Raw genomic sequence first — 23,696 nt, 5'->3', positions numbered from 1 at the left:
TACCAGGCGGTCCAGCTTTCATCCCGACCTGGGCTTGTCAGGGAGCCTGGTCGGGAGCGGATGTCATCGCATCTTGTCATACGCCTCGAGGACAAGTCGCCGCGTGAGGAACTCACCATGCGCCTTCTGTTCGATCCCGGCGAGTTGTGTGAACGAATCAAGGATGAGCTCTAGATCGCCTATGGCGAGGTCGTAGAGCTCCCGAGCGACGAACGCGTCCAGTTCCGCTCGGAGCGCACGTCGACGTTCCGGGTCGGCCTCGCCAGGAACCCCTGCGGGATCGCACTTCTCGACCCACCCGTATCCCGCCATCTCGTTCCAGAGAGGCGTCATCTCAATGCTCGTGCACGTGAGTCGGAGCGAGCGCTTGGCTAGCCACTTACTGCGACGATCCTTCTGCTCAAGACGAGCGATGGGCAAGCTATCCAAGATATTGAAGGTCATCGTCTTGCTCATGAGCTTCTGGCGAGCAATGAAGTCAATTACAAAACTGTTCGCAAGCGCTAGGAAGATGGGCAGGTACCATTCGTAGTCGGGGAACGTTACCGTCGGAACTTTATTCCCGCAGATCGTGCTTGGAGGGATGATTGCAGCACAAAAAGACCGCTGGCGCCCGGGGTCGGCGATATTCATGAACCCGATCCGATATTCGAGAGTGCGTCTCCTTAGGTCGGGGTCGAGTGCTCTTTCATCTACATACCACTGTGCGACGATCCCTTTGTCTTGGGATCCAAATGGCGTCTCGCCCCAGAGGCTGCTGTTGCCATGTCCGCTTAGGTAACGCTTCGCGCGATGATCAAAGAAGTCGACCATTCGACCCTCGTAGACGGGAAGTCCCGAGGGTGTTGATTGGAAAAGCTCGCTGTCATTCGTCATGTCAAGCTCGCGGCTATAGTCACGTGATGGGGCCTGTGGGATGGGGGCACCGAGTGGTCTGCTTGCTCCGTATATCTTTTCTGAAACCCGCGCTAGACGTGGATCGCGGATATCAGGAATGCTATACGTGTCAGGGTTTTGGAGGCGAATGTTGTCGATGTCAAATACAAATCCGCGCGCCTCTATATCTGAGGCCAGGGTCTCAGGCATATGCATGCCGAACGCCGCGCGAAGCTTGTGGTCACCGGGGGCGGGCTTGCCGATCCGTGCCGAGTATGCGCCGAAGTTCTCCAGCGTGACGCCGGGGAACCATGTGCCGCCCTTGTTGTCGAAGCCGTAGACGGCTGTCCAAGTACAGCGATTGAGCAGGTGATTGCGGATAGCGCTGGCGTTGGCTCCGGCGTAGATGCCGGATTGAAGGATTTGACCGGCGTAGCCGGCGGGGCGTGTATGGGTCAGGGCTAGCTCGGCGAAGGAGCGATACACGTTGAAGTCGCCCTTGCCTAGGTTGCCCTCCGCGTACATGACGTAGCGACCGCTTCGCTTGAGAAAGTGTGCGATCGCGAACAGTTCGCGCTGGTGCTCGTCCCACCGCTGTTGGTACGCCTCGTCCTTGAGCAGGAGGGCGATGGCGATGTCCTTCTCGGCTCGAGACAGCTTTCGAATGTCGGGTACCAGGCTGCCGAAGAACTCTTGCGTGTCGGGGCTCAGCGTGTCCCATGGCGGGTTACCGATGATGCACGAAAATCCGCCTCGCCATCCCGTGTTAGCGGTGGCACCGTCGCTACCTGAGTCCGGGACCGTGAAGATTGCTGGGAACTCGAGGTGCCAGTGGAAGAAGCGGTACTGCTGGGCCAGGTGTCGTACGGTCGCGAGGACGGTGATCGGGACGCTAGAGGGACTGTCGACGATCCGCTGGAGCGTGTCGTGGGTAATGCCTTGGCCGTGTTCGGGCGTTTTCGGTTGCACGAAGGCGGCGCACCAGGCGTCGGCGGCGAGCTTCTTCTCCGCGAGTGCGGGATCGTCTTCAAGACGGCGCCAGGCATCTGCTCGGGCACGTACTTGTGCGAGGGTTGTGGCGGGCGTGTCTTCAAGCTCGCGCGCCCTTTTGGTGAGGGTGGTGGTTTCGACGTCGATGGCGTCGCCGTCGAACATGCTCAACTGTCTCGCGTCCCGCGCTCGTTCTGTCTTGTTGCGGGCTTTCAGTTTGCTCGTCCACGACTTGTCGTCGTCGCCGAGGACGGTGAACGCGGTGTCGGGGATGTTCTGGCGTAGAAGGGCGGGGGTGGCTCCGAGTAGGGAGTTGCCGACCCTTATGTGTGAGTCGAGGAATGGGAATGGTCGCGAACCATCGAAGGCCTCCAGCCACAGGGCGACCTTCGTGATCTCGGCGGCAAGATCGTTGAAGTCGACCCCGTAGATGCACCGGTCGATCACGTCGGCGGTCGCGGCTCGCAAAGCCTGTGGGCCCGGCTCGGTATCACCGGTGCGGACTGAGGCGAGGGCAGTGCCGATCCTGCGGGCTGCGGCGACGGCGAAATGACCGCTGCCGACGGCCGGGTCGAGCACAGTTAGGTCGAGCAACGCGGCTTCGGCGTCGGGCGAGTGGATCGCTTCATTGATGAGCGGGTCGAGCGTCTCGTCGAGGATAAGGGTGATGAGTTCGGAAGGTGTGTAGTAGGAGCCCGACTTCTTGCGGTCATTCCCAGGAGCAATCTCAAGGGTGAACGTCCTGGCGGCGGCGTCGAAGCGTGGCATGTAGGCGAGCAGGCCTTCGTAGACACCGCCGAGTTCTTCACTGTCAAGGTTGCGATAGTCGACCGGCCGCGGGACGCCGGTCCTTGGGTCGACTATCTGTGCGAGTGCGCGGACCGCAGCTAGCAAGCTTCGATTGGGTAGTGCGGCGCCAGCGATCACGCCCAGCGCGTCGCGGTCGAAGAGGGTGGCTGCGAGCCCGGGCAGCGCCAACGTCGGCAATCCGTCGCCGGCGAGGGCGTCGGTGACGATCAGGTGCGCTTCCCACAGGTCGGTGTGCCGGGAACCCGTCCGGGAGTTCGCCAACTGCCGAAGTCGGCGGGTGGAGAAGTACTCCTTGTAAAGCGCTTGCGCATGGGCGTCGTTGCTCGCGGTGTGCAGGAGGTCTCGGTCTTCGGCGACGAAGAGCACGATGAGCCGGTAGGCGACGCGAAGTAGCGCCCGATGCAGGTCTTTGTCCGCGTCCGGTGAGGCAGCCAGCATCGCTAGGAGCCGGCTGTTGCCGGGGTGCGAGACAAACCCGGTTCCCAGATGCGTCAAAGCGAGGGCGACACCGTCGCGCAGTGCGTCGAGGGCACGGGTGCCGTCGGCGATGGCCACGGTCCGCCACTGCTCAAGCCAACAGCTCTCCGGCCTCAGGGACGTCGCTCCCGGTGCTTCGCCGGTTTCTTCGGCCAGATCAGGCATGCTCTCGTTAGCCGAATCCCCGAGCGCCTCGTTTGGGCTGGGCCGGGATTGGATACTCGGGGTCTGTGGAGCGACGGGTGCGAAGCGGCTCGCGTGGACGGTGAGGAAGAACAGTCGGAACTCGGCGTATCGCTGGTTGTCGAAGATGTCGTCGAGGTCGAATTCGACGTATGACTGCTTGGTGAGGCTGGAGGCGTCACGCAGCAGCCGCACGGTGTGCCCGTTGGACACGATGCCCCACAGGCAGTGCCGGGAGCGGTTGAGGAAGTCTTGAAGCATCGACTGGGGTGCGCGGGCGCTCACGCCGGGGGTGGGGGCGTCGAGTGCAACGCCTCCGCCAACAAGATGCAGCGGCACGGCCATCTCTGTGTCCGAGCCACCTGCGGGCCATGAGAGCTGGTGGGAGATCGGGTAGTGGGCCGGGCGGGTCTCTCCGAGCCCTGGCGGAAGATCGATGCCAGCGGACAGGACCTCAGGGCGGCCGTAGCCAAGCTCGTAGAGCAGGGGCAGCAGCCACTTGTCGCGGGTCAGCGCGGTGGCGGGGTCGGCGTCAGGGAGCCGGTCCAGCGCGGTCTTCCAGGCGCGGTGGGCGCCGAGGGCCGCGTCCCATGCCCGGGCGACGGCAGCGTTGACGGCCATCCCTGGGGTGACCTGGTAGTCCAGTGCGGTTTGGCCCGGCATCCGCAGGTCGACGGCGCGGCTGAGGGCTTCGCTGGGCAGGACTGTGCCGATGGTGCGGATGGCGCGGAACGCCGACAAGGAATTCATGACGTGCTCCGGTCGGGCAGGTAGATATAGACGCCGAGTACGTCGGGGGGCGGCAGAAGCCGTGCGTCGAGCCCACGGAGCCCGAGGCGGCTGCTACGCCGCACGGCGCGGTGTGCCTCGACCGCGTCTGCCGCGATGCTGTCGCCGAGTGTGGCGAGGTGTTCTTGGAGCGCCGGTATACGGTCGAGAGCGCGCTGCAGCTGTACGGCGGCGAGCTCGTCGTGAACGTTGCCGGTGGGTTGCGCGGCGAGGAGTGCGTCAGCCTTGGCGGGTTCGAGCCAGTTGATGTCGTCACCGCTGGTGGTGAAGGCGAGGAACTGGGCGTCTTCGGCGACCTGGGTGATGGTGCGGCGGGAGCCGGGCACAACGAGCTCGACGCGGAAACGCACCACGAGCAATGTGGTGACGGTCTGCACGGCTCTGGTGCGGATGACGGCGGCGCGGCGGGCCGGTCGTACGACGTCGGGTAGCAGGGGGTCGAGGGCGGCGTCGAGGACGTAGCGGGCGGTAGCTTCGACGGTTGGGTCGGTGCGTGTCAGCAGCGGCTCTCCGAGTGGGGCGGGCAGGGATCGGTGGAAGCGCAGTACCGGGGCCTTGGTCGGTGGTAGCTGGTCGAGCAGTGCCCGCGGGAGGGTGTCGGTGCGGACGGTGAACCCGTCGGTTGTGTCGCTGAGCTGACCGGACAGCAGGCCCAACGCGTCCCGCATGAATCGTTCGGCGTCCGCGGGTCCGCCGAGGGATCGGCGGACGTCGGCGAGGGTGACCTCGACCTGGTCGGGACGTAACGCGGCTTGCCGGAACCGTGACCGGGAGGCCTTCTCGCGTTCTGCGGCGTCGACCCACTGGGTGAGCACGGCGTCGGCGGTCTCGCTGGTGGCCAGGTCGCCGAAGTCGAAGGTGAGCTGGTCGGGGTCGGTGCCGCGAAGCAGCAGCGATTCCCAGATCGCGTTCATCACCGTGGTGGAGTCGACCGGGACGGGCACCGATACGCCGGTGCTGCGCTTGATTGCCTCGTGGCGTCGGATGAGGACGTCGAGGACGACACCGTCGATCTTGTTGTCGGCGCCGTAGTAGGTGACTGCGCGGACGGTGGGTGCAACCTGTCCGAATCGGTCGACTCGGCCTTCGCGCTGTTCGTGTCGGGTGGGGTTCCATGCCAGGTCGTAATGCAGAACGGCGGTGAATCCGTCCTGCAGGTTGACACCTTCGGACAGGCAGTCGGTCGCGACCAGGACGCGGGGTCCGTCGTGCACTGTGAGGTCGTTGACGCGGGCTTCGCGTTCCTCGGGCGGGAGGGTGCCAGTCACCGCTTCCACGCGCGCGGTCGGGTGCGACTTGGCGAGGGCAGCGGTGACGTGCTCGGCGAGGTACTCGGCTGTCGGGATGTAGCGGCAGAACAGGATTGGGTGGTAGCCGTCGGCGACGAGGGTGTTGACGATCGCGATGACGCGTTTGAGTTTAGCGTCGCCCTTGACGCCGCGTAGTGCTCGCGCCTCGGCGGCGAATGTGCGCAGGCGGCGGCGCGCGATGGTGTCCGGGCTTTGCTCGGTGGATGTGTCGGCCCCGAGGGCAGTGTCTTCGCCTTCGGCGGCATCATCGAGATCGACGTCGAAGACACGGGGCCCGGCGACCGCGTCGGCGACCTCTGCGCTGTCAACGTCTTTGAGGTCCGAGCGGTTGAGCAGGGTTTGCTCGGCCGCCGCGGGGCTGGATGCGATCGAGCGCAGCAAGGCGATCGCTGACCACCAGCGCACACGGCGGCGGACGTGGTTGAGCGCCGGGTCGGTGACCTGTTCTCGGGCGTAAGCGAGAACGCGATCGAAAAGCGTGCGGTACTCCGGCGTGAGCTTGTAGCTCTCCTCGGCGTGTTCCCTCTTCGGGAAGGGCGTGTCCTCGGACAGGTAGTTTTCGCTGATGTCGGCGCGTTGTCGCTGGATCAGGAATCTCGCGAGTAGCTTGCGGTCGTCCTCGCGGTGCGCACCCGACAGGTCGGCGGGCAGCTCGCCGAGGCGGTTGTCGAGCAGGCCGACGAGTGATTGCCAGGCGCCGTCGTCCCCGTTGTGGGGTGTTGCGGTGAGCAGCAACAGGTGCCGGGACTGGTCATCGGCGAGCCGGCGAAGCAGCGTGTAGCGCTGGTGCGCTTGGCTGGACCCGATCGTCGACGGTGCGATGCTCGCGTGGGCCTCGTCGACGATGACGAGTTCGGGGCAGAGCAGCGCGAACTCGTCGCGCCGGCTGCGCTGCTTGATGTAGTCGGTGGAAACGATCAGGTAGGGGTAGTGCTCGTAGACGGTTGATCCGAACGGCACCGAGCGGGCCAGCCTGTTGGCAGTGGACGGTAGCAGTACCTCGGCGTTGATGCCGAACTTGGTGCGCAGCTCGGACTGCCACTGCGGCGCGAGCTGGGGTGAGCAGAGCACCGCCAGGCGTTGCGCGTCACCGCTGGCGATGAGTTCTGCCGCGATCAAGCCGGCCTCGATCGTCTTGCCGATGCCGACACCGTCGGCGATCAGCAGTCGTGTGGTGTCTTGGGCTGCGGCCATCATCAGTGGCACGAGCTGATAGTTGCGGGGGCTTACCGACAGCTGCGCGAAGGAGCGGAACGGTCCGGCGGTCGCCCGGAACGACAGACGTAGCGCGTCGCGCAGCAGTCTGGCCCGGGCGGCGTCTCCGCGATCATGGACGCTGGGGGCGTCGAAGACCGCGGTCGCGGGGTTGTCCAGCTCCGGCAGCAGGACGGTGGTCTCGTCGTCTCGGCCGCCGAGGGGGCGGACCAGCAGGGTTCCGTTCGGGGAACCGGGCAGCACCAGCCACTCACGGCCGCGGGCGGTGACCAGGGTGCCGGGGCGGAACTCGGTTGCGGTCATGAGGCCTTCTTGCCGGGGCCGAAGATGCTGGGGTTGGCCTCGAAGAGGTCCTTCCAGCTGGGGTGCTCACCGCACGCCATAGTGCGACCGTCCTCGTGGTGGAACCGCAGGACCATCCAACCGGCCTCGTCCTCGAGCTTGGCCCGGGCTCTGCTGTCTTTGTCGGCCTGGTGATCCGAGTCATGGACAGGCCCGTCGATGAAGATCGCGACGTCGCCACCGGGGGAGTGGTATGTGAAGTCAGGACGGACATAATAGCCCTCGACTGTTTCCTGGGCGGCGTCGGGCAGCCGGTAACCGAGCTCTTCGAGGTACTTCAGGAACTGCTTCTCCAACCCGTTGCTGTCTCTCTCCAGCCGGGCGAGCAACTCAGCCCGATCCTCTCCGGTGGTGCTTGCGACCTCCAAGGTGGCCTGGGTCATGGATTGGAGCAGGCCGATCACCGAGTGCCGGTCGAGCGATTGGTGGTCGAACTGGTTGCCGTAGGACAGGAGGCAGTCGTAGCAGGCTTGCGCGCAGGGTTCGGTGGCGTGCTTGGCCTTGCCGAGGTCGGTTCCTGTGTCCGGGTCGTAGTGCATGAGAGTGATGGCTCGGCGGGCGACGCGGCGTATGGGTTCCTGCTCGGTGGCGAGTCGGCGCAGCACGCCGGCGCCGCCTTCGGCGGCCTCGAACATCAGCAGTACTGACCAGGCGTAGTCGCCGGTGCGTCCGGGCATCGGCTCTACTGCGAGCTCGTTGCTTTCCAGCTGGAACTCGGCTTCTACGGCTCGCTTGAGCGCGTACATGGCGGCCATGCGCTGCTCGGTGGGGATATGTGGGGCCAATTTGATGAGCAGTGCATTGCGGTGATCCTCGACGTAGGGCACGACGCGTTGGATGCGCTCGTCCGGCCCTTCGACAACGGGAGTGTCGTCGGCGGCCGTGAGGTCTGCCGTGCGGGCCCATCGACCGTCGAGGGTGTCGAGCAAGTATCCCTGCTCGTCCTTGTTCTTCCGGCGGCGCAGACCTACGTTCATGCGCCGGATGAGCGCTGTGTCGCCGTAGCTCAGGTCGGCGAGCGGATGCCCGTCTGGGTCCTTGAGTTCGCTGGTCAGTTCGCTGGAGCGCTCGCCATAAGGCTCGAACCGGATCGCAGTGGTGATCTCGTGGCCGGCCCGTTGGCGTTCTTCCTCGTCGGCGCTGATGCGGTCGCGGCGGCGGGTCTTCACCGCCAGCAGCTTCATCACTCGGCTCATCGTCCGTAGCGCCGCGGAGCCACAGTGCTCACAGATCTCGTGGCTGGTCGAGCCGTTGCTGTCGTGCAGGTATCCGCAGGCCTCGCAGCGTTTGATCTCGATGAGGTTGATGCCGGCGCCGTCATCGCGGGCTGGAAGGCTAACGCGGTTGACCTCGTAGCGGGCACCCTCGTGGTAGATGAACGCTCCCGGACCGAACTCGCTGATGGCCAGAAATCGGGGGCGTTGGACGTAGTCCCCTTGGCCATGGCGTGTTTTGCGTTCCGCGGGGATGAACGCCGCCAGCGGAAGCCGGGGGAATGAGTAGCCGGGCAGGAAGCCTTCGGAGGCGAAATAGCGGTAGGGGTAGAAGTCGCCCTGGTTGAAGTCATCGACCTCGCCCTTGAGCAGGTCGAGCGCGGCACGCGCCTCGCTGATCTGGCCGCGGGCTCGCTTCTTCGCGGGCTCGGATGCGCCGATGGTTTTGAGGACATCGTTGGCGGAGTTGAGTTCTGCCTGTGCTTCCCGATACAGGCCGCGCCAGCGCTCGAGTGCCTGTTGGAAGCGGTGGGGGGCCTCCTTGATGGCCGCGTCGATCCAGTCTTCGCGCCACCAGGGCGCGGTGGTCACCTCTGGGGTGGCCAGTAGTACGTCGCGAACCGCTGCCGCCGCCCTGGTTGCCGCCGCGGTGTTGAAGATCTTCGACGTCACAGCGTCGCGCAAGGGTTGCGAGGGTAGGTCGACGTCGAGCAGATCGGTCATGCTGGCCTGCAAGTCAAGGTCCATCACGACGAGCCAGATCGCGTGGGCGTGGGCGCGGACAAGGTCCTGATTGCCGAGCTCGAGGCGGGGCGGCGCTACAGCGCCGGCGACCATGTCCTGGCTGCGTCCAAAGTAATAGTTGTCGTGGGCGTTGCCAGTGGCGCAGTAGGTCAGCACCACCGCCGGCTGGCCGGATCGTCCGGCCCGACCGGAGCGCTGGGCGTAGTTGGCCGGGGTCGGGGGAACGTTTCGCATCCCGACGACATTCAGGCTCTTGATGTCGACGCCGAGTTCCATCGTGGGTGAGCAGTACAGGACGGGCAGGTCTGCGTCGCTGAAACGGCGTTCGCGGTCCTGCCTGTCGTCTGGCCGCACCTGTGCGGTGTGCTCGCGGGCCTCGAGCCCGGCCAGTCCGGAGGCGGTCTCGGAGTAGAAGCGGCGGAAGTAGGGGTTCACTCTGCCTTCGGCGGTGTTACTGCGCACCGGGTCGGGTGCTCGATGCTCACCCTTACCGGGCCGCCACTCGATGATCCCTGCCTGCACGCGGTACCCGACGGGCTTATGGCGTTCCTCGACCTTGGCGAGGAGCCCGACCTTGGCCATTACCGTCAGTAGACCGTCGATGACGTCGTCGGCGTCCCGAACCTTGAGCGGGTGGTCGTACAGGGGAAACCTTTCCGGCCGCCGCAACCAGCGCCCGTAGTGGCCCAGACCGGAGATATACAGGTTTCGGCCGACTCCCTGCGTCGCTCGCGGTCGGGGGCCGGGATAGCAGGTGGCGGCGTAGACGCCCTGCTCGTCGGTGAGAGCCCACGGTGCGCGGAGCCATTCCTGGCTGGCCCGCTTGATGTCCTCGTACCGGTCCTCGGTGAGGTACAGCGACTCGATGCAGATGTTGCGCCGCATCTCATCGAGCAGGGTCTGCATGAGGAGCCTTCGGGTTGCAGGTTCGGCCCCGGCCAGCGGCTGACCAAGTGATGCCCACTTCGGCTCGTCGGCGGCGAGTTGTTCGATTCCTGCATAGGACAAGAGCAGCTGACCGGTCTGCTCGAGGTTGGGCATGGTGATCCGCCAGCCGCGGCGAAGGTCAGCCCACACCCGGTAGGCAACCGATTCCCGAAGCGCCCGGACGGTCTTGTCCTTCGGTGCGTACTCCACGTCCGGGTTGCGAGCGTAGTCCGCGAGCGTCACCTGCAGGCACTCGACGACTCGGCGGCCGAGGTCGTCGTCGGTGAGCGGCTCGTCGGGGCGGCGCTCATGCTGGCTGAGGACTGCCTGATAGACCGCCGAACGGACCAGACCGACGAGGACGAAGTCGTTGAAATGGCCTGCCTGCAGGCTGGCGTCTTGACGGTTGTCGGAGAAGGCCAGGAACTTACGTGCGTCCGCGTCCAGGTCGCCCGCCTCGCGCAGGGTGCGTACGACCGCCTGCGACAGCACCGTGATCGCGCTGGCGCGGCCTTCAGTCCCGAGGCTGGCGACTCGCGAGAATTCCGACTGCGCAGTGCTTTCGTAGGTGGTCTTGCAGGTCGGGCAGAAGTGCAACCTCTCGAAGAACGCAGCAGTGACACCCTCATCAGTCACGGTGCCGAATGAGTCGACCCGAACTCCTTGAGGCAGTCGGGTCCGGCGAGCCTTGTCGAACGCACGCGAACCGCTGGTCTCGATGATCCAATCGTCCGGGACAACGTTGAGCAGGGCGTCCGAGGCCGGGTCGGGCCAATCAGTGTCGGTGATCAGGAGCAGTCCGGCGGAGTCGGCCGACTCGCCCGAGCCTCCGGTGAGGACGCGAGGCGTGAACCGGTCGCCGCCCCGTTCCCGGTTGACGACGAGGTAATCCTGACCACACTCACGACAAAACGCGAGGGGGAACAGCGGCTGACCGGCGGGGCCCTCTGGGGCGCTGCGCTGGTAGTGCGTCGTCAGATAGCGCTCTCCGGGCCGGCTAAGGGTGACGTAGGCAGTGTCACCCTTGCCGATGAATTGGTGCAGCTTGAACGCGAACAGTGCGCGGCCCTCACCGTCGCGGGCGCGGGAGCCCGCCAACAGGGTGTCACGCAACGCCTGCTCGCACATGTCGACTGGTGCTCTTGTGACCGTGGCGAGCTGCTCTGCTGCATCCTTGAGACGTCGCGGGGGCTGCCGGATAAGACGCCCCTCGTCGTCGTCGCGGAGCCCGAAGGTGTGCTCGATCCACACGGCTAGGTCATCGGATTGAAGAACGGCGTGTGCCGATGGGGCCGCGGTGGCGACCCGTGCCCGAAGTCGGTGCAGGTCCGTATCAGCGACTGCGTCTTGCCGAAGGGTCGGGTGCGCCGACAGGTCAACGGTGGCAATCCTCGCCCGGAGCCGGTCCGCGTCCGTTTCACCGACGGTCGCTCGCCGAAGGGATTCGCCAACGATGTTGTCCACAGGGATCGGCGTGCCGAACAAGCGACTCGCCAATGCCGCGACCTCCGCGCGCTGCTGAGACCGGTTGCCCGGCCCCGCCAATGTGGCGCTGGTTCCGACGCACTGCAGCTGTGGCGAACCGATGGCGGCCCGAAGTCGCCGGATCAGCATCGCGACGTCGGCCCCTTGCCGACCGCGGTAGGTATGGAGCTCATCGAGCACCAGGAAGGAAAGGTTCTCCGCGCTTCTGATCAGGCTCCCGCGCTCCTTCGGGCGGGTGAGCATGAGCTCCAACATCACGTAGTTGGTCAGCAGGATGTCGGGAGGGTTGGCCAGGATCGCATCGCGCTCGGCACGGTCCTCCTGCCCGGTGTACCGCGCGAAACTGACCTTTGGCTTCTCGGTTCCGAGAAACTTCTCCAACTCGCCCCGCTGACTGTTGGCCAAAGCATTCATCGGATAAACGACAATCGCACGCACACCTCTCCCGGAACCGTCGCGCAAAACCCGGTCGACGATGGGAACGATGTAGGACATGGACTTGCCGGATCCGGTGCCGGTCGTCAGGACGTAGGACTCACGACGGGCAGCCATCTCGATGGCGTCGGTTTGGTGCCTGTGGAAGGAGATATCGCGCCCGAAGGGGTCGTCTGCTGTGCGAGCACGGAAAATCTCACGGCAAACCGGGTGCAGCAACTGGCGCTCGACGAGGTCGTTGACTGTGCCGCCGGCTTGGAAAGCAGGATTGAGCGCGAGCCACGGTTCAGGCCACATGAGCCCGTTCTCGACTTCCTCCTCTACTTTTCGGAGAACTTGAGGGTCTCGAATATTGAGGAAGCCCTGAACAAATGACTTGTAATCTTCGAGCACGTCCCTGAGCACACCGAATGCGTCCACATCACTCACTCCCCACGCCGCGTGCCTCGCGGCGCCCAAGGCAACGGTATCTGGTTGCTACCGGGTTCGTCACGGTCCGTGTCGGGACGTCCTCCCTGTCAGAGGCATGGCATTGGCCCACCTCACACAACTTTGGCGGCACGAATCTCGCGCTCGAGTCGGCTCGGCCGCCGACCAGTTGCATCCCGGCCGGCTCGTCTAGCACCGCGGAGATCCGAGCTCAGCGGTGGCCGCTTCGCTGCGGGCATTCGCCCCGCTGATCCCGTCAGCTGGTCGATCTTGTCGTGTCGGCGATCTGCTGCCGGCGTTGCACATCGAACCGGGCCTCCTGCTCGTGTTTGCGCCCTTGTTGGCGAGCCAAGTAGGCAATCTGGGCCGGAGGTAGTGAGGGCTGGTCCACACGATCGGCGGTGCGTGGTGAGAGCTTCCGTTGCGCACCATGTGCGGGATCGCCTTTTGGGCCAAGACCCACTTCAGCAACGAGGATCAATGACCCTGGGGCTTGCCCCGCGTACCCATTTGGCGTTCGGCGTCTCTTCGCCGATCGGCAGCATGGGAAGAGACACCGAACCAGGTGCGAGGATCAGTCGTCGTTCGGCATGATCGCGGTCTTGAGGAAGCCTTCGACTTGCTCGTCGGTGAGCTTGCCATGGCTCAAGGCGACCTTGAGCGTGTGGATCAGGTGGTCGCGAGTCGTTTCGTAGCGGTCGTTCTCGCGCAGCACGTCTCCGACGAAGGTGTAGGCCACCCACCGGCCACGTCGTGGATCGTGGCGGATCAGCCAGTCCAGCATCGTGCCCGTGTCGTCGCTGATGTGATACATGCGCGGCTGGTTGCGCATCCGGTCCTCGACGGTCTCGTAGGTCGTGGTGGTGTGCCAGCTGCGCAGCACGTCGCCGAGCATCGCCTCGAGGACCGTCCGTGCGAGTTGCTGGAGGGGGACGATATCTTCCAGGCCGGCCGCGATGGTGCCGCTGAGGTCCATCGCGACTTCCTTGAAGGACTGCTGATCGCGCCAGCGAAGCGCGAAGCGAGGCTTGAGCTCCGGGCTGCGGCTGAGACGCGCCAGGATCCAGTAGAAGATCTTCTCCCGGAGGTCGACGAAGCCGACATGAGGCCCCTCACCGAAGTCGAGACTGACCGCCTTGACCGATTCGTCGGTTGTATAAGCGCGGGTCTCAACCCACTCGTTCATGACTGGCAGGGACCACTGCGGCCGGCCACCTGTGACAAGTTGTGGGTCGGGTACGTTGCTCTCACCACGAGAGATGTAGCCACGCAGCGTCCCCGCCGCGATGCCAGCCACTGACGCAGCCTGGTTCAGACTGAGGAGCTGGTTTCCGGCCAACTCGGGCGCGGTGACATCGACGACGCACTCATCCAGCGGGAGACCGTCTGACGGCCGCTGCTCTGCCCAGGCGGCCAGATACCGGAGCCAGTCGTAGCGATCGAGAGGTTCGCCGTCGACATTGACATCGTCCACCGTCAAGACGTCCGCGACCTGCCCAGCATGCTGGCGTTCCAGCGTTGCCGCTGCCGAGACAGTCGCTGCCCCGGGCACAGAGCGCCGGACATAAGACTCGAGCGACAAGTCGAACAGCTGCAGCGGACGCCACCAGCCCGTGCCGTTCCACCAGTAGCCGCCGGCTCGCCACAGCAGCGCATCGTCTTCAAGGTTCGCGTACAGCCCCGACGCGTCCGCATCGGCGATTAGGACAACGCTGCGGCCGAAGTCGGGGTGGCTACGAACGAGCCACGCCAACTCGTGCCGGTGCGGATCGGTGGTGAAGGCCTTGTCGCCGTACGGGAAGGTCTCGGTCGTGGTGCGCCGCAGACACGGGTCGGTGCGCCCCCACTGACCGACGCCGCGGTTGCGGCCGACCGCCTCGATGGCATCCGGGTCTTCCACCGGGATGTGTGAGTCGTCGACGAACGGCAGTCCAGGGATCGGGTGATCGGTCCGGAGCCCGTTGGCGAGAATCTGATGTCCAAGCACGCGCATCATGTAGCACCCAACTGTTGTAGATATATACAACACTCGAAGATAAGATAGCACAGCGCTTAGGTTGTGCGGCTCCGTGGCGGGATCGTTTCCGGCTGGCCGTCAGACTGTGCCCCGACTCAGTGGCGTCGAGCTGATTCCGGCCGGCGCCGCGGCTTGTGGGCCGTTGGTAACGATCTGTGCCTGTGTCAGGCAGTATCTGGACTCGGGGACTACCCTGTGTCACCATCACGGGCACAATGGGGACTCGCTTTCATGAGGGGAGTCATGACAGCTGAGATCATCGACGGGTTCTCGGGGTTGGATCACAGTTGGCGCAGAAGGCTGCGATCCGAGCAGCGATCGCCGCTGAGCCGACGAAAGCCGAAGTAGTTGCGCCAACGGCCATCGAGCAGATGACGCCGGGACAGCGCAACGCGAACCGCTCACTTTCAACCGCCGAAACCGACCAGCTTTTGAGCGCCGTCGACAACGAGGCTCCGGCTGGCTGATGGCGGTGTAACGGCGCGGTCGCTACAGCGATCATCAAGTTGGGTGCGCAGCGCCGGTGGGGTTTCGGTTGGGGACTGAGATTCGCGTCGGCTGATCTGGAACGTAACCGCTTCTAGTCGATGAGGCCGAGTACGGTTTGGCGGGGGACACTTGGAGCGGACGAAGCTGGGGGAGACAGTGGAGTCAGAGGGGGTGGGCTCGTCCGTGCCGGACGGGTCCTTGAATGATCGAGCTGCGCGGATCTTTTGAATTCCTCGGTCAGCTGCAGCGGCTGCGGACCAGGGTTGTGCGTTCTGTTGAGGCCTACCATTCGGTGTTGTGGTTCGGCCATCTGCCGCTGGCCGAAGGCTTACGGTTCGGGCAGGAGACTGCCGATCCGGGCGTGTGGCTGACGGTCGACCGTGTCGAGCGAGTTCCGCCTCCGTCTCCGCCTGACATTCTGAGGCCGTGGATCACGGAGCAATCGCTACGAGACTCTTCTAGGACGGCTCCCTCGTTGAGCCGGGCTACGGCCCGGGCGGTTCAGGTCGTCACGTCTGAGGGCGATCTCGAAACAGTGACCGAGGAGCTGCTGTTGGAGGACTGTCCCGAGGTGCCGGATGCGTTGAGCGGCTGGGTCCCGATTTGGCAGGCGTGGGCGGTGGATGACCAGCCGCGAGCGGCCGTCGGCGAGGCTTACCACCGGCTTTATTCGATGTACCAGGACTCGCGAGCGCTCGCCGAAACCTACGAAGTGGTCCTCGGCTTCGGCTGTCTTGTCACCAGGTCGGGTGGCCAGGACGTCCGGCGGCATATCGTCACGATGGCCGCGGCGATCGAGCTTGACCTGGACTCCGGACGCTTGACGGTGGTGCCATCGCACAGCGGTGGCTCATGGGTCACGCCGGGCTGCGTCATCTGCTTGCAGTACCCCGGCGAGGATGACATCGACCGCCTATTTGTCACCATCATGCCGCATGCAGACGGTGTTCCGGCGGACACATCACCAGTTAGTCCGCTCACTGATCTCGCCCAGGCCATCGAAGGCGCTAAGGCCGGAGACATGGTCCACTTCGAAACTCCACGGGGCCTCCAGCGGGCTGTGGTAATTGAGGTTCAAGACTGAACGAGGTTCCTGCGAACAAGCCCCGCGCAGGTCACCTCGCCAGTGATCCCCGGGCCTGACTGCACTAGGACGGGAGGCGAGCAAGAACGTCGCGCTGGAACGCACGATCGGGATGCCGAATTCGACCGACAAGTTTCTTCGTGCGGAGAGCGACCCGCGACTGCGCTGATCTTTAGGATCCGCCGAGGCGGACTACTGTGCACCAACACGTGACGTGCAGCCGGTTGTTGCACATAATCGAGGGGGCATCAAACCCAGGACGATCCAATATGCTCCCAAGGCGTATCGAGAGAGCCTCCCACTCAGTGGCCCAGCCCGACGGCAATGGATGGCAGATGATACCCATGGCGACGACCGATCTCAGGACTTGCAAGGAGCCGGGGTGCACAAACGAGCCGGTAAAGCCGAAGGCGGTACTGTGCCTCGTCCATATCGATGCACTCTTCATGGCAAAGCGGCTCAACCGGATCGGGCAGTATGTGAAGGCGGCCGAGCCGATTGCGGCTGAGTGCCAGATCTGCCACGCGAGCTGCCATCCGCGGATCTCCGACCTCCAACAGGCGGGTCGCGGAGGCTGCGTTCCGTGCGGGATAAAGAAACGAGCACGATCAAAGTCAGTTCCGGCCGGGGTCGCTGCGCAGGAATTCCTTGATGCGAAGCTGCAGGTCACTGGCGAGTATGTGGATGCCAATACGCCGGTTGGGGTGCTCTGCCTCGTCTGCAACACTACCGGTCGCACCCGGCTAAGCGTCCTACGACGCGGCGGTGGTGGATGCCGACCCTGCGGAGTTTCCAAGGCAAACGAGAAGAAGCGCACGCCAGGTGATCAGGTCCGGAGCGAGCTTCTCGCAGCCGGCCTCGAGATGCTCGGCGACTACGTCAACAAGACCACACCCGTGTACGCGCGCTGTATGACGTGCGGCCACGAGGCTGAGATCTGGCTCTCCACCGTGCATAGAGGCGGTGGTTGCACTCCCTGCTCGTACGACCGACGCAGTCGAAGACTTCGTACCGACCCGGGACTTATTCGCGCGGAACTCCTAGCGGCAGGGTTTCAGCTGATTGGTATCTACATCAACAACTCCACGACTCTCGAACTCATCTGCTTGGCCAACGGACACCGAGCGGACCGCACCTGGAAGCGATTCCGCAACGGACACCGGAGCTGCCGAAAATGCGATCCCCTGGTCCCATCACGGCCCAGAGTTCCGGACGAGATCGTCCAAGCAGTGTTCGTTTCCAAAGGCCTCGAAATCATCGGGCCCTATCAGGGATCCAGTATTCCTGTTCCGTCGAAGTGCATTCAGTGTGGAAGTAGGTGTGCGCCAACACTCGCGAATCTCCGCTCCGGTCAAGGCGGTTGCGATGTGTGCGCCAAGCATCGGCTTGGAGAGACCTTCCGAGCTCCGCTAGAGAGCGTCGTCGCGCTATACGACTCCAGGGGTCTGGAATTCATCGGGCCCTACATCAATGCTCACACCCCGACGGCTGCTACCTGTCGCCGATGCGGTCACCGGCGTACCCCCAAGCCCAACGCGTTGCTCAAGGCCGGAGGATGCCGACCCTGCGGATATGCACCAGACGTTGAAGGACAGCTATACCTGATCGACTTCGACCTCGACGGTGAGCAATTTCGTAAGGTCGGTATCGGCCGACTCGGCGCGGGGCGCCTCGATCAACATCGCGCTCTGGGTGGCGCCGTCGCTCAGGTCCTCCAAGCACCATTCGCCGACTGCTACGAGGCAGAGCAGCAGATCATCAGGCAGTTCCGTGACGACGCCTACCGACCTGCATGTCCACGGTTCAAGAATGGCCATACTGAGTGTTTCCGCCCGAACACCCCCATTGACCTGCAGCAGTGGCTTTGAGTGCGGCTCGCCGGGCTGCCCAGCTTGCCGATGCGGCGGTGGAGGGTTGCGACTCGGCCAGGTGTAGATCGGTAGACGGCTCTGTTAGCCAACCTCCACCATGAAACGCCGTACTGGTACGGTGCGGCCGAACCGACCGAGCCCGCCAGGTGGAGCGAAGGCTAGCCGGAGCGAGGCGAACAACTCTGCGTCGCCTCTGACCCCGAAGTGTCATTGGTGCCCCCCGCCCTGCCCCTACGATGGCCGCTGATTGAGCAGGGCATGCTAGAGTCGGTCGGCTCATGGCCGCTATCGCCTTCAGCGCACAAGGGGGGTAGTCGAGGGGCGAATCGTCTTAGGTGGTGAAGCCGAGGTCTGCCACCGACGGTGCGCCCTTGGCATCCCAGACTCGGGCATACGCTCCTGCAACGAGCGGCCAGATCTGATGCAGGCCGTCTTCGACCGACGCGATCTCATCAGCCACTTCTCCGGACACGACGAACTCGTGCGGGATGACGCGACCGGCCGAATCCTTCCGCCCCAACGGGTCGGGAAAGCGCAGAGCGACCTTCCCGGCAGTACGGCGCCACGTCGTCGGCTCGTCCTCGAGACCCGCGAAGCTACGTTCGTAGTCCGAAAGTGGGTCGGACGCCCCTCCGTTGAGGAGGAACCGGAACCCCCAGGAACGCCCTCGAGTGGCCCAGATGAGGCTCTCGGGTAGGTCGTTACTGCTCACTTGAGGCTCCTGATGAGCAGCTTGTCCTTGACGCCTTGGTCCAGATCCAACTTGAACTGCGTGAGCGTCGCGGTCAGGAAGTCGTGATGGTCCCGGGCCTGGGCATTGATCTCCCTGAGCTGCGACCCGGCCATCTTGGCGGCTGCCGTCAGGACAGGGAGCGCGGCCAGGCCCGCGAGCGGGCCGACCTTCGGCAGCAGCGCAACCAACTTGTCGACACCAAGGGACTTCCCACCCGTCAGGACGGCGGCCACTGTCTCGGCGCCGTCCGCCAGAGTGTCCAGCACCTGCCTCGGGATCTCCATCCGCTCGCTCCACTGCACTCGACGCTCCAGGGGAAGCATCGAGGCCACCGGCAGAATGAGGTCGAGCCCGACTCGTTGAGTCACATCAATCCCCAACGGCTCCGGACCAGCCGCGGAGAGCTCGAACTTGGCCGAGGAGAGCAGCATGAAGTCCTCGCCCACCGACAGCGCGTCAGGCGTGTCCACGAGGTCCTTGAGCGTCGAGCGCAGGTCGTCGAGGTGACTGGCGGCCTTCTCGATCACGAGATCGCGGAAGGCGTGGACATCCCAGTCCGGAAAGAGATCCGCCTTGGACAGTGCCATGATCCAAATGCGCGGGAACTCGACCAGGCGGCCCTCGTCGTCCAGCAAGTCGTCCTTGAGTCGCAGCACGCCTTGGCGGAAGTTCGTCAGGAGCGACTTGAGGTACCGCTCCTCCTCGCCCGCGTAGTCCAGCAACTTCTGACCATCCACCAGCAAGATCGCGACGTCGGAACGCAGCAGCGACCGGAAGGTGTCGACACGACGATTGGCCTCTTCCTCGCTGCTCGGCGACTCCTCGAACCATTCCCCCGGATAGTCGTGCCATGCGAGTCGCAGGGCATCGAACGGCCGCTTCTTCGCGGCGGCGTTGTCCCCGCCCTTGAGCTTCACCGAGAAGTAGTAGGTCGTGGCCTCGAACCGCGTAGGCATCGGCGCCCTCGCGCGGTCCCTCATCCCGAGATAGTTCTGGTAGAGCCGGTTCCCCTGACCGGTGTCGTCCGCGACGAGATCCCAGAGGTCGTTCGAATACGAGCCCTCCTGCGTCGGGCCGAAGAACGAGGAAACAAGCACCGTCTTCCCGGAACCACTCTCTCCGAAAACCGCAATATGCTGCTCGCGAACCCTGGGATATTTCGCCATGCCGCGAACGTACCTCAAACCCCTCGACCCACGCCCCGGATACGGACGGGATCGTGGTCCGGCGATGTCCGCCGGACCACGCGGGGCCCTGACCTGCTGGCAGCGTCTCGCCGGCCGGTTGGCCTGGGATGCTGTAACGCTGCGTGCACACCAGCGATATAGGGGCATCGAGTACCAGAGGTGCGCGGTGGTTTGCGTTCGCGCGGTCAACGGAGCTAGCGAATACTGGCTAGATTGACGAGCAGCCACTGCTTTATGTCATGGGGGTTGTGCCAGATGGGGTTTCAGACGCCATTGTACGAGTTGAGTGACTTCCTGAAGTGGACCATGGGTGGGAAGATTCAGCTGCCGGACTTCCAGCGTGGGTACAAGTGGGAGGACGAGCGTATTCGTCAGCTACTCGTGACGATACTGCGTGGTCACCCCCTTGGCGTCGTGATGTTGCTGAAGTCTGGGAACGATCAGATCAGGTTTAAGCCGCGGCCAGTCGAGGGTGTCATTCTTGCTGACGAGACGGATCCCGACTGGTTGCTGCTCGATGGCCAGCAGCGGCTGACGTCGCTGACGCAGGCGCTCACGGGCACCGGCGTGGTCCACACCGAGGACAGCCGAGGCAAGAAGCTGAGTCGTCGGTACTACGTACACATCAAGACAGCCCTTGCCGGTGATGACAGGCTCGATGACGCGATCGTCTCCGTGCCGGGCGACGGCGTCGTCCGGAGCAACTTCGGCAAGGACATCGAGCTTGATCTGTCTGATGAGGATAAGGAGCGCGAGCACGGGTACTTCCCGCTGCGGCTGCTGTTCGCCGGCGCGGAGACGGTCAACTGGCTGTTCGCTCTGCAGGACGGAACCGGTGCGGAGTTCCATGCGAATGTGGTCGGCCCGGCGTCGACGTACAACATCCCGGCGATCGAGCTGGACACGTCGACCAGCAAGTCCGCGGTAGCGACCGTCTTCGAAAAGGTAAATACCGGTGGGCTTCCGCTGAATGTCTTCGAGTTGCTCACTGCCACCTTCGCGGGCGACAAGGCCTACTACGACAAACACGGCGCAGACTTCAGACTCAACGACGACTGGCGCGATACCCAGCAGGTGTTGTCCACCTACCCGGTGCTTGGAGGCCTGGAGAACACCGACTTCCTGCAGGCCGTTGGACTGCTAGCGTCTTACCACGGGCCGACGGCGACGACCGCCAAGAAGGAGGACATCCTCCGGCTTGAGCTGACCGACTATCTGACCTGGGCGCCGAAGGTTCGCGATGCACTGAAGTGGGTGGCAGGGTTCCTTGACTCGCAGCACATCCACACCGCAGCCGACGTGCCGTATCCGAAGCAGATCGTGCCGTTGGCAACGATCAAAGTCGTCCTCGGCGACGAAGCCGACATACATGGCGTCCATAAGGCTCTTCGGCAGTGGTACTGGTGCGGTGTGCTCGGCGAGCTGTACGGCGCTGCGATCGAAAGCCGGTTCGCCCGTGATATTGAGCAGGTGCCCGCCTGGGCGCAGTCGCACGACGAGACGGCGCCACGCCCTAAGACCATTGATGATGCCAGCTTCGTTGAGTCGCGGCTGCACTCTATGCGGACCCGCAACTCTGCGGCGTACAAGGGCGTGTATGCCCTATTGATGGCGCAGGGCACCGTGGATTGGCTGATGAACCAGCCATTCGACAAAGCACACTTCCTCGACATGCAGGTCGACATCCACCACATCTTCCCGAAGGCGTGGTGCCTCAAGAACGACATCGACGACGAGCTTCGCGAGAGCATTGTCAACAAGACGCCTTTGGCGAAGAAGACGAACATCAAGCTCAGCGGGCACGCGCCATCGATCTACCTCAAGAGTCTCGAGAGCCAGGTAGGTATACCGACATCCGAGCTCGGCGCGATCATCGCCGCGCACCAGGTCGACGTGTCGGCTCTGCGTGAGGATCGGTTCGTAGACTTCTTCGTCGCCCGCCGGGCGGCACTGTGCGCCCTGATCGACGAGGCGATGGGTAAGGCGGTGGCACACGACATCGACGCCCGCGCCGTCGAAGGTGGTACTGAGACATCGCAGGCATTCGAATCTGAGCCAGAAGACCCCGAAGACGAGCCGGGCGATGAGCCTGGCGACAGCCCGATCCTCTAGCCAGCAACGGGCCTTCCGCTGATCAATCCGCTGCCGAGCACGAAAGTTGCGCGTCACCCTGCCCGTCGGTGGCCGACCCGCGAGCACCCGTCAGCGACAAGTAAGTGCGCAGATGACTGGCCGTTTTACTGACCGCTTTGAACGGCAGACGTTGGCCGATGATCTGTCTGCAGGCCAACCGGGTGGTGCTCTTCAGTCGTCAGCTGTCCGCCTTTACTCAGCAGAATCAACGGGAGACTATGGCTAAGCATAGTCACCGATGCGCGGCCTGGTCGCATAAATCCGCAAGTCACGGGTAGATTTGGCAATTGATGACAAATGATGAGCGTATTCTTGCGAGGTTCCGCGGGTTGTGGGTTCGCGTTCTGGGGGGAGTGTGAATCCCCAGGTCAGGACTGGTGGCGTGATTTTGGTTGAGTTCTTGTCGGCGGTTACTCGGTCATTTGGCTGAGGCGGCTGCGGGTCGGCTTGTGGGAGGCCATCGGCTGATCGGGAACCCATCCGCTCGCTCCGACACCTAACGATTGCCAGGACGATCGTGACGGGAGTGTGGAGTGAGCGGCATACGGGCATTGCCTGCTGTCTCGGACCGGGATCTGTGGGATCGAGCTGCGGAGGGGGACTCCGGGGCGTTTGGGCAGCTGTATGACCGGCATGCCCGGGCGATCTACAACTTTCTGCGTCGGCGGACCGGGTCTTGGAGTGATGCGGAGGATCTGACGTCCGCGGTGTTTCTGCAGGCGTGGCGGCGGCGGGGGGACATTGTGCTTGATCGGGACTCTGCGTTGCCCTGGCTGCTTCGGACGGCTGATTACACCGCGCGTAACGAGTGGCGGAGCAAGGTTCGCTATCGCCGTGCGCTGGCTGCGGCGCATCTGATCCACAGCGAGGTCGAGGACCCTGCGGACGACGTGGCGCGGCGGATCGATGACGACCGCCGGATCCGCGAGGTTCGGGCGGCGCTGGGACGGCTGCCCAGGCAGGAGCGCGAGATCGTCGAGCTGTGTATCTGGGCCGGGCTCGATCAGGCTGCGGCGGCGGTAGCGCTCGACGTACCGATCGGCACGGTCAAGTCGCGGCTGTCCCGCGCTCGGAAGCATCTGCGCGCATTCGATCTGGAGGCCCAGGCATGAACATTCTGCTGCCCGACGGTGACCTGCGCCCGTCGACCCGAGACCGTCAGCGCGACGAACTGATCGCGATCCTCGAGAGCGAGTCCGGTACGCCGCTACGCCGCCGACTGCTCGTTCCGCTGGCCGCGGTCGCGGCGATCGTCCTGGTCGCGGCTCTCGGCTTCGCGCTGCGGGACGGTACTCCAGACCGTCAGCAGGTCGCGTCGGCGCCGGCGGTCGAGCCGTTGGGCGCTGCGGAGAAGTCGCAGCTCGGTCAGCGGTGCCTGCTCAGGTACAGCCTTGCGACGTCCACGGGTCATGCGGTCCTCGACGGCTTCCGGTTCGTGAACCCGCCCGGCGACACGTCCGTCCGGACGTGGGTCGTCGTCCGTGGCGACGGTCTGTGGGTGAACTGCGGGTTCGACCAGGCCGGAGCCGTGGTCTCGGCCACCGCGGCTGAACCGCGGCTGGGGTTGTTCAACGAGGTTCAGCCAGGCGGGACGGGCAGCGGCGCCTACGTGAAGTCGATCGCCCGTATCACCGTGACGCCGGCCGGCGGCGAGCCGGTTGAGGCCGTGCTCCGCAACGGTTTCTACTACGCCCCGGTCCGGACCGTGCCGGCCAGCAAGACGCCGACCGGCAGCAGCCCTCGCCCGTACGTCGTTCGCGGGTACGACGCCACGGGAGCTGCCGTCTACGCCAGCCCAGTGACCGAGGCAGACCGCAAGGCCGATGAGGTTGCCTGTCGCGCCGACACGACGGGCCTCAAGTACGCCTGGATCGGCTCGCAGAGACCGCTCCCTGCTCCCAAGGACTGCCGGCCAAACCTCCCCTGGACCTGGCTACCCAACTGACGCCGCGGGAA

The 23,696-nt window shown here is 64.4% G+C and carries 12 protein-coding genes; 5 read left to right on the top strand and 7 right to left on the bottom strand.

The annotated features are described in order from the left end of the window. Positions 1–63 precede the first annotated feature (63 nt). From E0H92_RS42480 to E0H92_RS42465, 4 genes are all read right to left on the bottom strand, one after another. Positions 64–4,086, bottom strand: coding sequence for an Eco57I restriction-modification methylase domain-containing protein (locus E0H92_RS42480; protein WP_131500282.1), 4,023 nt, complete (start codon positions 4,084–4,086; stop codon positions 64–66). Beyond that, positions 4,083–6,953 carry a helicase-related protein gene (locus E0H92_RS42475; RefSeq protein WP_131500281.1) on the bottom strand — a complete coding sequence of 957 codons (2,871 nt, stop codon included), beginning with the start codon at positions 6,951–6,953 and terminating at the stop codon, positions 4,083–4,085. The genes E0H92_RS42480 and E0H92_RS42475 overlap by 4 nt, the downstream gene beginning before the upstream one ends. Further along, the gene (locus tag E0H92_RS42470) at positions 6,950–12,226 is read right to left on the bottom strand and encodes a DEAD/DEAH box helicase (protein ID WP_202874110.1); all 5,277 of its coding nucleotides are present in this window, start codon (positions 12,224–12,226) and stop codon (positions 6,950–6,952) included. The genes E0H92_RS42475 and E0H92_RS42470 overlap by 4 nt, the downstream gene beginning before the upstream one ends. A gap of 574 nt (positions 12,227–12,800) precedes the next feature. Then, positions 12,801–14,126 carry a hypothetical protein gene (locus E0H92_RS42465; RefSeq protein WP_131500280.1) on the bottom strand — a complete coding sequence of 442 codons (1,326 nt, stop codon included), beginning with the start codon at positions 14,124–14,126 and terminating at the stop codon, positions 12,801–12,803. A gap of 404 nt (positions 14,127–14,530) precedes the next feature. Here E0H92_RS42465 and E0H92_RS42460 point away from each other — a divergent pair, with 404 nt between their 5' ends. Both E0H92_RS42460 and E0H92_RS42455 read left to right on the top strand, forming a co-directional pair. Beyond that, positions 14,531–14,710, top strand: a complete 180-nt coding sequence (locus tag E0H92_RS42460; protein WP_131500279.1) for a hypothetical protein — start codon at positions 14,531–14,533, stop codon at positions 14,708–14,710. A 224-nt stretch (positions 14,711–14,934) separates the two neighbouring features. After that, positions 14,935–15,816: a GreA/GreB family elongation factor gene (locus E0H92_RS42455; RefSeq protein ID WP_131500278.1), complete on the top strand. Its 882-nt coding sequence runs from the start codon at positions 14,935–14,937 to the stop codon at positions 15,814–15,816. Positions 15,817–17,411: 1,595 nt separating this feature from the next. On the opposite strand, the gene E0H92_RS42450 is transcribed toward E0H92_RS42455, so the two are convergent. From E0H92_RS42450 to E0H92_RS42440, 3 genes are all read right to left on the bottom strand, one after another. After that, positions 17,412–17,633, bottom strand: a complete 222-nt coding sequence (locus E0H92_RS42450; RefSeq protein ID WP_131500277.1) for a hypothetical protein — start codon at positions 17,631–17,633, stop codon at positions 17,412–17,414. Between the two features lie 385 nt (positions 17,634–18,018). Next, positions 18,019–18,399 (bottom strand): hypothetical protein, encoded by a 381-nt coding sequence (locus tag E0H92_RS42445; RefSeq protein WP_131500276.1) that lies wholly within the window; start codon positions 18,397–18,399, stop codon positions 18,019–18,021. Further along, positions 18,396–19,586 carry a TRAFAC clade GTPase domain-containing protein gene (locus E0H92_RS42440; RefSeq protein WP_131500303.1) on the bottom strand — a complete coding sequence of 397 codons (1,191 nt, stop codon included), beginning with the start codon at positions 19,584–19,586 and terminating at the stop codon, positions 18,396–18,398. The genes E0H92_RS42445 and E0H92_RS42440 overlap by 4 nt, the downstream gene beginning before the upstream one ends. Positions 19,587–19,862: 276 nt before the next feature. Between E0H92_RS42440 and E0H92_RS42435 the strand changes: the two genes are divergently transcribed. The 3 genes from E0H92_RS42435 (at position 19,863) to E0H92_RS44560 (ending at position 23,685) form a co-directional block, all read left to right on the top strand. Next, positions 19,863–21,719, top strand: a complete 1,857-nt coding sequence (locus tag E0H92_RS42435) for a DUF262 domain-containing protein (protein WP_131500275.1) — start codon at positions 19,863–19,865, stop codon at positions 21,717–21,719. Positions 21,720–22,273: 554 nt separating this feature from the next. Beyond that, positions 22,274–22,852: an RNA polymerase sigma factor gene (locus tag E0H92_RS42430; protein WP_238173830.1), complete on the top strand. Its 579-nt coding sequence runs from the start codon at positions 22,274–22,276 to the stop codon at positions 22,850–22,852. Beyond that, positions 22,849–23,685 carry a hypothetical protein gene (locus E0H92_RS44560; protein WP_165550277.1) on the top strand — a complete coding sequence of 279 codons (837 nt, stop codon included), beginning with the start codon at positions 22,849–22,851 and terminating at the stop codon, positions 23,683–23,685. The genes E0H92_RS42430 and E0H92_RS44560 overlap by 4 nt, the downstream gene beginning before the upstream one ends. Positions 23,686–23,696 lie beyond the last annotated feature (11 nt).

The sequence above is a fragment of the Kribbella speibonae genome, assembly GCF_004331375.1.
Lineage (GTDB): Bacteria > Actinomycetota > Actinomycetes > Propionibacteriales > Kribbellaceae > Kribbella > Kribbella sindirgiensis.
This window is presented reverse-complemented; position numbering and strand designations above follow the sequence as displayed.